This window comes from Halanaerobium sp. (genome assembly GCF_003070835.1).
Map to the genome: position 1 here is coordinate 1 of NZ_QBLR01000094.1, position 12,618 is coordinate 12,618.

7 protein-coding genes and 1 pseudogene are annotated in these 12,618 nt (G+C 34.0%); 7 read left to right on the top strand and 1 reads right to left on the bottom strand.

The window, feature by feature from the left end; translation table 11 throughout:
* On the top strand, window positions 1-326 hold a 326-nt coding region (locus CI949_RS10625; protein ID WP_290766184.1), incomplete at its 5' end, for a PLP-dependent transferase.
* 168 nt (window positions 327-494) lie between these two features.
* Window positions 495-1,848, top strand: a pseudogene (locus tag CI949_RS10635) (Na+/H+ antiporter NhaC family protein).
* A gap of 149 nt (window positions 1,849-1,997) precedes the next feature.
* On the opposite strand, the gene ilvB reads toward CI949_RS10635, so the two are convergent.
* Complete coding sequence (gene ilvB, locus CI949_RS10640) at window positions 1,998-3,746, bottom strand: biosynthetic-type acetolactate synthase large subunit (protein ID WP_089655281.1); 1,749 nt, start codon at window positions 3,744-3,746, stop codon at window positions 1,998-2,000.
* A gap of 514 nt (window positions 3,747-4,260) precedes the next feature.
* Between ilvB and CI949_RS10645 the strand changes: the two genes are divergently transcribed.
* The 5 genes from CI949_RS10645 (at window position 4,261) to CI949_RS10665 (ending at window position 12,422) form a co-directional block, all read left to right on the top strand.
* A complete protein-coding gene (locus CI949_RS10645; protein ID WP_143008799.1) occupies window positions 4,261-6,345 on the top strand; it encodes a methyl-accepting chemotaxis protein in 2,085 nt (694 codons plus the stop codon).
* A gap of 29 nt (window positions 6,346-6,374) precedes the next feature.
* A complete protein-coding gene (locus CI949_RS10650; protein WP_290766197.1) occupies window positions 6,375-7,757 on the top strand; it encodes a sigma-54-dependent Fis family transcriptional regulator in 1,383 nt (460 codons plus the stop codon).
* 197 nt (window positions 7,758-7,954) lie between these two features.
* Complete coding sequence (locus CI949_RS10655; protein WP_110301031.1) at window positions 7,955-9,958, top strand: FAD-dependent oxidoreductase; 2,004 nt, start codon at window positions 7,955-7,957, stop codon at window positions 9,956-9,958.
* A 22-nt stretch (window positions 9,959-9,980) separates the two neighbouring features.
* Entirely contained in the window at window positions 9,981-11,624 is a 1,644-nt protein-coding gene (gene ilvD / locus CI949_RS10660) for a dihydroxy-acid dehydratase (RefSeq protein WP_149796646.1), read from the top strand.
* 66 nt (window positions 11,625-11,690) lie between these two features.
* Entirely contained in the window at window positions 11,691-12,422 is a 732-nt protein-coding gene (locus CI949_RS10665) for an aspartate/glutamate racemase family protein (RefSeq protein ID WP_089717521.1), read from the top strand.
* Window positions 12,423-12,618: the final 196 nt, after the last annotated feature.

Genomic DNA, 12,618 nt, shown 5'->3' on the forward strand with positions numbered 1-12,618 from the left:
TAGCTAAAAAGCAGGCATCTGGTTTTGGTAGTATGATTAGTTTTGAGTTAAAAGGTGGCTATGATGCAGGTGAGAAGATGATGAACAATGTTAACTTAGCAACTCTAGCAGTTAGTTTAGGTGATGTTGATACATTAATTCAGCATCCAGCTTCAATGACTCATGCTCCAGTACCTCGTGAAGAAAGATTAGCGGCTGGAATTACAGATGGATTAGTCAGAATTTCAATTGGTATTGAAGATGTTGAAGATATTATTGCTGATTTAGATAACTCTTTATCAGTATTAGCTGATGTCGAAGAAGATGAATCCTTAGCAACAGTTTAAGCTTAAAAATAAACTGTTCAATTATAAACTATTTAAATTAAAATCTTAAATTAAGATCTACAAAATAAAAATACTGTATAAGACAGGTCCTCCTGAAATACGGAGGATCTTATAAGGGGATAATACTCAGAAAATTTTAAAAATAAATTTAATGGGGGTTAAGTATAAATGAAAAATAAAGTTGAAAAACTGGATAAAGGAAATCCTGTTGCACTAATACCTTTATTTGTCTTTTTAGTATTATATCTAGGAATGGGTATTTACTTTTCTATGCAGGGAGTGGAAATGGCATTTTACCAGTTTCCTGCTCCAATTGCTGCTCTAGTTGGAATTATTGTTGCTTTCTTTATGGCTTCAGGTTCAATGGAAGAAAGAGTTTCATCTTTATATTAAAGGAGCTGGAGAAAATAATGTTATTATAATGTGTATGATCTATCTGCTTGCTGGGGCTTTTTCAGCTGTTTCCCAAGCAGTAGGTGGAGTAGATGCAACTGTTAACTTAGGTCTCTCAATTATCCCATCTCAGTTTTTATTACCCGGATTATTTTTAATAGCAGCTTTTATCGCAACTGCTATGGGTACTTCAATGGGAACAATTGGCGCTGTAGTTCCAATTGCTGTTGGTATTGCTTCTAAAGCTGCACTACCATTACCATTAACTATCGGTGCTGTTATTGGGGGAGCAATGTTTGGTGATAATCTTTCCATTATCTCTGATACTACAATTGCTGCAACTCAAACTCAGGGTGTTGAGATGCGGGATAAGTTTAAAATGAACCTTTTAATCGTTTTGCCGGCTGCTATCATTACTTTAATATTCCTCTTTTTTGTAGGGGACACAGCAGTTCAGGCTTCACAATATTCTTATGAAATTATTAAAGTAGTTCCCTATATTGCTGTTTTAGTCTTTGCCTTAATCGGTGTCAACGTTTTTATGGTTTTATTTGGTGGAATGCTTTTATCAGGTTTAATTGGTATTATATTTGGTGATTTTACGTTTATTGCAATGGCTCAGGAAGCATATGCTGGTTTTAATAGTATGACAGAGGTCTTCTTCTTATCCATGTTTGCCGGAGGTTTGGCAGCGATGATCCGGAAAGAAGGCGGATTACAGTATCTAATTTATGCAATTTCCAGTCGAATTAAAAACACTAAAGGTGCAGAACTTGGAATTGCAGCCTTAGTTAGTGTTACAGATGTTTGTACAGCAAATAATACAGTTGCTATTATCATTAGTGGACCACTTGCTAGAAATATAGCAATCGAAAATAATGTTGATTTACGCCGTAGTGCTAGTCTTTTAGATATTTTTGCCTGTGTCTGGCAGGGAATAATTCCATATGGAGCTCAGATCTTATTAGCGGGTTCATTAGCTAAAATTTCTCCAATTCAAATTATTCCTAATCTACATTATAATTTCTTAGTTTTAATTGCGGGTCTCTTAGCTATTTACTTTGCTTTCCCAAGTGCGGATAAACTTTTTGCTGAAAAAGCACCGGCACAGCAAAAAGAGAGTGCATAATTTAAATTGATGATTTAATTCAAAAACATATAAATAAAAGGTAACTAGAATAAAAATAGGTGGAGCGACAATTGGCTTCAGAAATTAGCTTGAAATCATAATTTCTGGATAAATTGGCTCCACCTATTTAATATTATAATTTAAAAAACTTATTTGATCTCTTCTTTGTGTAAAAGCATTTCATCTAAACTGTCACCATCAACAACCATCGGGAACATTGTTTCTTCTTCTTCCATAATAAAGTCAAGTAGATAGGGCTTAGGACTGTTGACAGCCTCTTCAATTGCTGGTCTTATATCTTCAACTTTCTCAATTCTGATTGCATTAAAGTTAGAAAATGCTTCTGCTAACTTAACAAAATCCGGTATCATTTCTTCTGGACAATTTTCTCCTCCTGCAGAACAGTCTGGAGGACAGGAAACATCTTTTCTTAAACAGGTAGAGAAGTAATTTTTATTCTGATAAACTTCCTGCAGCTGTCTAATCATTCCCAGCTGTTTATTGTTAAAGATAGCTATATTTATCGGCAGATTTTGTTTGGCAATTGTCGCCATATCCTGCATATTCATCATAAAACTTCCATCTCCTGCGATAACTATAACTTTTTTATCTGGGTTGCCCAGTTGGGCTCCAATAGCAGCTGGAAAACCAAAGCCCATGGTACCTAAACCACCTGAAGAAATAAAAGACCTGGCTTCAGTATATTTATAATAATGGGCTGCCCACATTTGATGCTGTCCTACTTCAGTAGTTATTATAGTGTTTTTTGGACTGACATTATAAATTTCTTCCATAACCTGGCGGTGAGTCAGTTTCCCTTTTTTAGGCTGATAGGCCTTTTGATGGTGCAGATCCCGCCATTTATTAATTTGCTGCATCCACTCTGGGTGTTCATTTTCATTAATTTTTTGATTTAATTCTTCTAAAACAAATTTTACATCTCCTACAATTGGAATATCAATGTAGAGGCGTTTTCCAATTTCAGCAGGGTCAATATCAATGTGAATGATCTTAGCATTAGGGGCGAATTTATCAATTTTTCCGGTTACCCGATTGTCAAATCTTGCTCCAACTGCGATAATCAAATCAGCATTATATATTGCCTTATTTGCCTGAGTTGTTCCGTGTAGGCCTAACATCCCTAAACTTAGGGGGCTTGTGCTGTCAAAAGAACCTAAACCCATCATAGTTGTTGTAACAGGAATTCCACTCTTATTAGCTAATTCTCTTAATTCCTGACTACCATTTGAGTTAATTACTCCTCCCCCAGCATAAATTACTGGAGTTTTAGCAGTGTTTATAGCTTCAGCTGCTTTTTTGATCTGAAGACCATGTCCTTTTTTGGTTGGATTATATCCGGGTAAATAAACTTTATCTGGATAGTTAAATTCTGCAGTCTGCATTAAAATATCTTTCGGTATATCAATTAAAACCGGGCCTGGTCTACCTGTTTGGGCAATATAAAAGGCCTCTTTAATAGTTTGCGCAAGATCATTAATATCTTTAACTAAATAGTTATGTTTGGTTATTGGAGCAGTAATACCTCTAATATCTGCTTCCTGAAAAGCATCTGTACCAATGGCAGACATCGGTACCTGACCTGTAAAAGCTACAATCGGAATAGAGTCCATATTGGCTGTAGCCAGACCTGTAACTAAATTGGTACCGCCTGGTCCAGATGTTGCTACACAAACTCCAGCTTTGCCGGTTGATCTAGCATAACCACCTGCAGCATGGATAGCTACCTGCTCATGGTAGGGCATTACAAATTTTATTTTTGATTTACGAAACTCTTCAAAAATTGGTAAAACGGCTCCTCCAGGGTACCCGAAAACTAATTCTACCTGCTCGTTATTCAAAGACTCAATGAAGATTTCAGCACCTGATAGTTTTTTCATAATTTCAACTCCTTTTAATATTTAGATTATAATTTTTAAAAAATAAAAACCTCTCATCGCAAATAACAGCCTAAATCTATTATTTGGGACGAGAGGTTTATTCACGTGGTACCACCCTAATTCACTATTAATAAAGTTAATAGCCTCAATAAGTACTTTTAAAAATAAATAGTACTTTAGCATTAAGATAACGGATGCAAAAATTTACCGATAAGACTTACTAGATTCAGCCTTACTGTTCAAGGATGAGAGTAATAATAAAATAGATACGGTTTCCAGCAAATACCGATTCTCTGTTATCATATATTTATTATTCATTTCCTATCATAACATTTATAATATTTAAATTGTATGAATAAAAGTATAATAAATTATTTTCCCCTTGTCAAATAAAAAATTTCCCAATTTGAGCTTCCAAAATCTTTCTAAAAAAATAAAGGGCTTTGCAAAAGCATCAAGAAATAGTATAATAAGAGTAATAGTCGACAGTATACAGTAAACAATATTTTGAGGAGTGAGTAAAATTAAAAATATAAAAAAAATGTTTTTTAACAGCATTAAATTCAAATTGACAGTTGTTTTATTATTAATTGCTTTGGTTCCATTAGGGGTAGTAAGTTATTTTCAAATCAAAAATGTCGAAGAAATAATTGAAAATTCATTTATAGAGTCAACTAAAAGAGAAGTAACTCAGGTAGATAATGCGATTAACCTATATTTTCAGCAGTTGAAAGCTAATACAAACTTCTTAGCTAAAAATGAATACATAGCTCAGGTTGATAATAATATAACCAAATATTTAACTAACAGTAATGATAATTTAATGATGACTCCATCTCAAAATGGAGGAATAGAAGAAGAAATATTTTATCTTTTTGATGATTTTTCTAAAACCCATCCTGAAGTATCATATATTTATATAGGTACAAAATATGGAGGGATGATTCAGCATCCAGCAGGAGTTATCGGCAGTAATTATGATCCTAGAGAAAGACCTTTTTATAAAGTAGGAGTAAATAATAAAAATAAAGTTTCTTTAACAGATCCTTATTATTGGGAAGCGGATGATACTGTCAATATTGGTGCTGTAACAGCTTTTAATAATGAGGCAGGAGAATTTATGGGAGTATTAGGAATTGACATTGGTTTAAGTAGTCTAACTTCTTTGATCAAAGATATTACAATTGGAAAAGAAGGATTCATTATTTTAGTTGATGATCAAAATAATATTTTAGCACACCCTAGAAAATCAGAATTAACTTTTCAAAATATTTCAGAGCTGGGTGTAGAAGGTTTAAATGATAATTTAAATCAGAGTAAAAATAATTATTTTGAAGCAGTAATGGGAGGAGAAGAATATTTATTTAATACATATAAATCTCAAGAAACATCATGGAATTTTATATCTGTAATACCTAAAAAAGAGTTGCAAACACAAATAAATCAAATGTATAAGCAAATAATCACAATTATTTTAGCTGTGTTAGTATTAATTACTATACTTGCTTTATATATTTCAAAAATAATAGCAGATCCAATCATTGAAGCAACTAATTTCTCTAAAGAAATTGCTTCAGGTAATTTAAATGCTAAAAAAATAGAAGCTAAAGGAAATAATGAAATATCAATTTTATCTGAAGCTTTAAATGAAATGCAGGATGACTTAAGAAATATGATATCTCAAATTAACAACATTGCTTTAGATTTATCATCATCTAGTGAAGAACTTAGTGCATCTGGAGAAAATCTTGAAGATTCGGCTGAAAAAGTTGGGTCATCTATTGAGCATGTTGCTTCTGGTGCTGAAGAGCAGTCAGCCCAGACTGAAGAAAGCACAGCAGTCGTTGCTGAGTTGAGTAAAGAGATAGATAATATTGATAAAATGTCAAAAAATATGAAAAGTGAAACAAAATTAGTGATGAATAATATTGAAAATGGAAGCAGATCCATGGAGAGTTCCATTGAAAAAATTGAAAGTGTTAATAAAAATACTAAACAGGTCTCAGATAGTATAGGTGAGTTAGGTGTTTTATCTGAAGAAATAGGTAATATTGTTAATTTAATAAATGGTATTGCATCTCAAACAAATCTTTTGGCTTTAAATGCTGCTATTGAAGCAGCTAGGGCGGGTGAAGCTGGACGGGGATTTAGTGTTGTTGCAGATGAAATTAGAAATTTAGCTGAAGAATCTTCTAAGGCTACCGAAAAAATAGAAGTGTTGATAAAAGATATACAAGAAGGAGTTAATAATTCGGTAAATAAAATGGATGAAACAGAAGATGTTGTTAAAAGTAGTGTTGATGTTATTGAAAATACTAAACTTTCCTTTGATAAGGTGAAAGCAGTTTCAGTTAAATTAAGTGAAATTATTGAAAATATTGATTTGAAAACAAATAAAGTTAACAGCAAAGGTAAAGAAGTGGCAGAAATAATTAATCAAATTGCTGCAGTTAGTGAAGAATCTGCTCAACGTTCAGAAGAGGTTGCTTCATATAGTCAAGAACAGCTTAATTCTACTAAAGAAGTAGTTGAATCAGCTAAAAGACTAGCAGAAACCGCAGAAAAATTAACAAAAACAGTGGATAAGTTTAATTTATAATCAAAAGAATATTCAAAGGAGCAATATTTATGTCTTTTAAAAATCTTCATCATATTAAAAGAGCATTTAAAGAAACTGATGTTATCTGCATTATAGATAAGAATGCCAGAATTCTTTATTACAATAATTATAATGATATTCATAATAAACTGGGAACTGAGGAAGTTGTAGGTAAACCATTTTTAGAGGTTTATCCCTGGCTTGATTGGGAAACAAGCACCGCCTTAAAAGTCCTGAAAACCGAAGAGGCGGTAGTCAATCAGCCTCAGGTTATGCAGTTAGATGATGGGACAGAGGTTAACTCCATTAATACTGCCTTTCCTTTAAAAAATGAAGAAGGAATTTTAGGAGTGGTTTTTTTATCCTATGATATTAACAGTATAGTTAGTACAGCTGAAGCCGAATCTAAAAGCAAACATGAACATAATTTGGGTTCTAAATATCAGTTTTCTGATATTATTACCAGAAATGCAGAGGTAATGAGAATCATAGCTCAGCTTAAAAGAGCTGCTAAATATGATTCGAATATTTTGATTTATGGAGAAACAGGAAGCGGCAAGGAATTGTTTGTACATTCTATTCATAATGCAAGTAAAAGAGCCTCTAAACCATTTATATCTCAAAACTGTGCGGCTATACCTAAAAACTTAATGGAAAGTCTATTTTTTGGTACAACTAAGGGAAGTTTTACCGGTTCAGAAAAGAAAAAAGGATTATTTGAATTAGCAAATGGAGGAACTATATTTCTTGATGAAATTAACTCAATGCCGCTTTCACTGCAGGCTAAACTGTTGCGGGTTATAGAAAATGGTAGGGTTCGCAGAATTGGCGGCAGAAAAGAATATAAGACTAATGTTAGAATTATTGCTTCAACAAATGAAAAGATGGATGATTTATTAAATACAAATAAAATTAGAGAAGATTTATTTTATCGAATGAGTGTAGTTAATGTTGAAATCCCACCACTGAGAGATAGAAAAGATGATATTAAAGTTTTGGCTGATCATTTTATAAATGATTTTAACAGCAAATTTTCTAAAAATATAGAAGGTATAGATACCAAAGTTGAAAAAATATTTCTTAAATACAGCTGGCCCGGTAATGTGAGAGAGTTTAAAAATTGTATAGAAGCAGCCTTTATTAATAGTGCTGATGAAAGCAAAATAAGGCCAGAAGATATTCCTAAATATATTTTAAAAAAGACCGGTTCAGCTAAAGATTATAAAAATTTAGAGTTTAAAGCAGTAAATAAATTATCTTTAAAAGAAAATACCAAAGAATTAGAAAAACATTTAATCACAGCTGCTTTAAAGGAAACAGGGAATAATATAAGTCAGGCAGCAGAAAAACTATCTATTTCTCGACAGTCACTTTATAATAAACTGGAGAAATATGGCTTTAAACTACCCTGAATCAGATTCTAGATAACTTGACATCTGTCAACTTTTTGGACAGTAGAGAAGAATAATATTACTTAAAATTTATAGAAAAAATTAAATATTGATATAAATAAACTCCATTTTTAACTAAGATGCCTGCTAAATAAGGAATGGCATAAATATTGCATTATTATAGGGTAGAATTAATTATTAATTTAGGAGGTCAAAAAATGGATAAAAAATATTCAAGTTTATTTGAACCGTTAAAAATTGCTAATCTGGAGATCAAAAACAGAATAGGTATGGCACCCATGGCTGCCTCAGGTTTAATCAATTCTGATAATGCTTTTGATCAGAGGGCTATTGAGTATTATGTAGAAAGAGCAAAAGGGGGAGCGGGTTTGATTATCACGGGTGGTGTAGAAGTTGAAAATACTATTGAACAAACACATACCGGTATTTTTCAAAATATTTCAACAAACCCGACAGCATTTAAGTTAACTGCTGTTGAAATGGTCGAAAGAGTGCAGGCCCATGGAGCGAAAATATTTCTGCAGCTGACTATGGGATTTGGCAGATCACTATTTTTAGATGTAGTGGACAGCCATCCGGCTGCACCTTCTGCTGTAGCTCACTTTAGTCAGCCTGAGATTACATGCCGGGAATTAAAAACTGAAGAAGTAGAATTTATGATTCAAAAGATGATAGATGCTGCAGTTTTAGCAGAGGATATTGGTTTTGATGGTGTAGAAGTGCATGCAATGCACGAGGGTTATTTAATTGATCAGTTTGCTCTATCTCTATTTAATAATCGGACGGATAAATATGGTGGAAATTTAAAAAATAGACTTCGGGTAGCAGCTGAAATTGTCGAGGGAATTAAGAAAAAATTAGGCAGCGATTATCCTGTTACCTTGCGTTATGGGGTAAAAAGCTGTATTAAGGAACTGCATCAGGGAGGTTTACCCGGTGAAGATTATCAGGAAAAGGGAAGAACTCTAGAAGAAGGTCTTGAGGTAGCTGCTATACTTGAAGAGGCTGGTTATGATGCTCTTAATGCAGATTTAGGTTCATATGAAGCATTATATTGGGCTCATCCCCCAACATATATGGACCACGGCCCTTATTTACCTTATGTTCAAAAACTAAAAGAAGTAGTTGATATTCCAATTTTAACTGCTGGCAGACTTGATGATCCTAAACTGGCAGCCCAGGCAGTTGGAGAAGGACAGGTTGATATGGCTTTACTTGGTCGCGGATTATTAGCTGACCCTGATTGGCCAAATAAGGTTAGATATCAAAAATTAGATAAAATTAGACCATGTTTAGGCTGTCATGATGGCTGTATGGGGAGAATGGAAAGTGGAAAGAAAATATCATGTGCAGTTAATCCAGCCTGTGGAAGAGAAGTGGAATATAGCATAGATTCTGCACTGAAGGAAAAAGAAATAATGATAGTTGGAGGCGGAATAGCAGCCATGGAAGCTGCTAGAGTTTGTGCCTTGAGGGGTCATAAGGTTAAGCTTTATGAAAAAAATGATTACCTAGGCGGCCATTTAATTGAAGCTTCCGTACCCGAGTTTAAAAAGGATGAAAGAAAGCTTATTGAGTGGTATAAAAATGAGTTAGCAGAGCTTGAAGTTAATATCAACTTAGAGCAGGAGGTAGATCAGAAATTAATAGAAGAATTGTCTCCAGATGAAGTTATAATAGCTGCTGGTGCCAAAGCAAATATTCCACCAATTGCTGGAGTCGAGCAAAAAAATGTAATAACTGCCTGCAGAGCACTAATGAATGAAGATCAAATTGGAGAAAGAGTAGTAATTTTAGGTGGAGGATTAGTTGGAGTAGAAACTGCAGTCTGGTTAGCAGAAAAAGGAAAAGAAATAACAATTGTTGAAATGATGGATGATTTATTAGATTCTATTTTTGTTTCCCATGCCAATTCAGATATGTTAAAAGATCTGGTTGATTTCCATAAGATAGATGTTAAAACAGGAAGCAGTATTTTAGAAATAGATAAGAATACTGTAAGCGTAATTTCTAAAAACTTTAGAAGAGAAAACATCGAAGCAGATACAATTATAATTGCTGCCGGGTATAAAGAAAACAAAAAATTATACAGGCAGATTAAAGATATGGATCTTAAAGTCAATTTAATTGGCGACTCTAAAAAGGTTGCAAATATTATGTATTCGATTTGGGATGCTTACGAAGTAGCAAAATCTATTTAAAAAATACTGGAGGAATAAACAGATGAATAATAAATTTGTTGGAACAGATGCTATTATGAGAAGAGCAATGCTTAAAGGATGTGGTTTTGATGATGCTGATATTAAAAATAAACCTCATATTGGAATTGTCAATACATATAATGAAGGTGCACCAGGACATGCTCATTTAAATGGAATTGCAGAGAGTATTAAACAGGGAGTTTGGGCTGCAGGTGGAGTACCGGTAGAGTTTGGTGCTCCTTCAACCTGTGGCGATATGATTGTAGGAGAAGAAGAATTGAAATATGAGCTGGCTGGAAGAGATGTAGTAGCGATGGGAGTAGAATATGTTTCTACTGTCCATCAATTTGACGGATTAGTTTTACTGGCCAGCTGTGATAATATTATTCCTGGTGTGATGTTGGGGGCAATTAGAGTTGATGTACCCTCGATAGTAATCACTGGTGGCTCAATGCTGACCGGAGAATATCAGGGAAAAGAAGTTCTGCCATCTGATGTAGGTGTGATGACAATGGGTAAAGATGCTGACAGTCAGAAAGTCAGAGACATTGAAAATATTGCCTGTATGTGTCCTGGGGCCTGTTCTACAATGGGAACAGCCAACAGTATGCAGATTATGACAGAAGTATTAGGACTTAATTTACCAGGAACAGCAACTATCCCAGCAGTATATGCTGACAAAAAACGAGCAGCCAGATCAGCAGGAAAAAGGATTGTTTCTATGGTGGAAGAAGACTTAAAACCAAGTGATCTTTTAAATAGAGAAATTTTCTTAAATGCTGTTAAAACAAATATTGCTATGGGTGGCTCGACAAATGTGATTCTGCACCTATTAGCTCTAGCAAGAGAGGCCAAAGTAGAATTAACAATAGACGATTTTGCAGAGTTTGGAAATCAAATACCCTGTATTTGTGGAGTCAAACCATCTGGTAGTTATTCAATTGTAGACTTCCATAAAGCAGGAGGTGTACCTGCACTATTAAAAGAATTAGAATTATATTTAGACTTAAATGTTTCTACTATAACCGGTCAAACTATTGGAGAAATAATTGCTGAAGCGAAAAATAGGAATTCAGAAGTAATCAGATCTTTAGATAATCCGATTAATGGTGATGGTGGTTTAAAAATTTTAAGAGGGAATCTGGCTCCAAACAGTGCTATTGTTAGATCATCTTCGGTACCAGAAAGTATGAAAAAATTCACTGGACCGGCAAAGGTCTTTAATCGTGATCAAGAAGGAGTTAAAGCAATTAAAGCAGGGGAAATAGAACCGGGAGATGTGATGGTAATTCGCTATGAAGGGCCAAAAGGAGCTCCAGGAATGAAAGAAATTATGTTGAGTACAGATGCTTTAGTAGCCTACGGCTTGGATGAAAGCGTTGGTTTAATAACTGATGGCAGATTTTCTGGTTTTAATCACGGCCCAATTATTGGTCATGTTACCCCAGAAGCTTATGCTGGAGGACCACTTGCTCTGGTTGAAAATGGAGATATAATTTCTGTAGATATCAAGAATTCGACTTTAGATGTTAAGCTCAGTGAAAAAGAATTGGCTGCCAGAAGAGAAAAATGGAAGCAGCCCGAAGCAAAAGTAAAACAGGGAATGATGCATATTTATGCTCAGTTGTGTAAATCCGCTGACCAAGGAGCAGGAATGACTATTTAGTTTAAAATGACTAAATTCAAAATATTTAGAGAGATCAATGCAATTTATAGAGGGAGGATTTAAAAAATGATATATCATGCAAATAGAGCTCAGGACAATTATGGTGAAGTTATTGGGATTTTACTTTTAGATTTTAAGGCACCTTTTATTCCTGGAGATGTTGGAAATGCAAGCACCTATGATTATCCTGTTAGATATAAATTAGTTGAAGGACTTACCTTTGATAGATTATTTAATAAAGATCAAACGGCTTTGGAAATTATAATTGAAGCTGCTAAAGATTTAGAAAAGTCAGGTGTAAGGGCGATAACTGCTGATTGTGGATTTTTTGCTCTTTTTCAGAAAGAGGTTGCTGAAGCAGTAAATATACCGGTCTTTTTGTCAAGCCTTTTACAAGCCCCATTTATTTCTTCAATAATTGCTAGAGATAAAAAAGTTGGAATTATTAGTGCAAAATCTGATAGTTTAGATGACGACAGTTTCTTAGATTCAGTTAATATTGACCGAGAAAGAGTTGTAATTCGGGGAATGGAGAACAAAGAAAATTTCTATAAATTTGGAGTTCTAGAAGAAGGTTATTTGGACACTGAAAAAATAGAAAAAGAAGTTTTAGAGGTGAGTGAAAAGATGATCGAAGAAAATCCTGAGATTGGGGCAGTTTTATTAGAATGCAGTATGCTGCCTCCATATGCTAAGTCAGTTCATCAGTCACTTTCACTTCCGGTCTTTGATTTTATAACTATGATTGATTTCGTGAAATCAGCCTTAGTTAAAAAGGAATATCAGGGAGTTTTTTGAAATAGAAGATAAATACAATTTACAGGAGTGATAATTAATGGATCCTTATTATAAAGGAGCAATCTTTGCTTTGCTTTCTGCAGCTGGTTTTGGGATGACACCGGTTCTGGCTGTTTTTGCTTATGCGGGAGGAGTTAGTGTTTATTCACTGTTATTTTTAAGATTTATGATGGCTGCTGTAGTTTTATTTTCATAT

Coding starts and splice junctions, on each gene's coding strand:
- ilvB (WP_089655281.1), bottom strand. CDS start 3,746: ATGAAAAAACTATCAGGTGCTGAAATCTTCATTGAGTCTTTGAATAAC.
- ilvD (WP_149796646.1), top strand. CDS start 9,981: ATGAATAATAAATTTGTTGGAACAGATGCTATTATGAGAAGAGCAATG.
- CI949_RS10650 (WP_290766197.1), top strand. CDS start 6,375: ATGTCTTTTAAAAATCTTCATCATATTAAAAGAGCATTTAAAGAAACT.
- CI949_RS10655 (WP_110301031.1), top strand. CDS start 7,955: ATGGATAAAAAATATTCAAGTTTATTTGAACCGTTAAAAATTGCTAAT.
- CI949_RS10665 (WP_089717521.1), top strand. CDS start 11,691: ATGATATATCATGCAAATAGAGCTCAGGACAATTATGGTGAAGTTATT.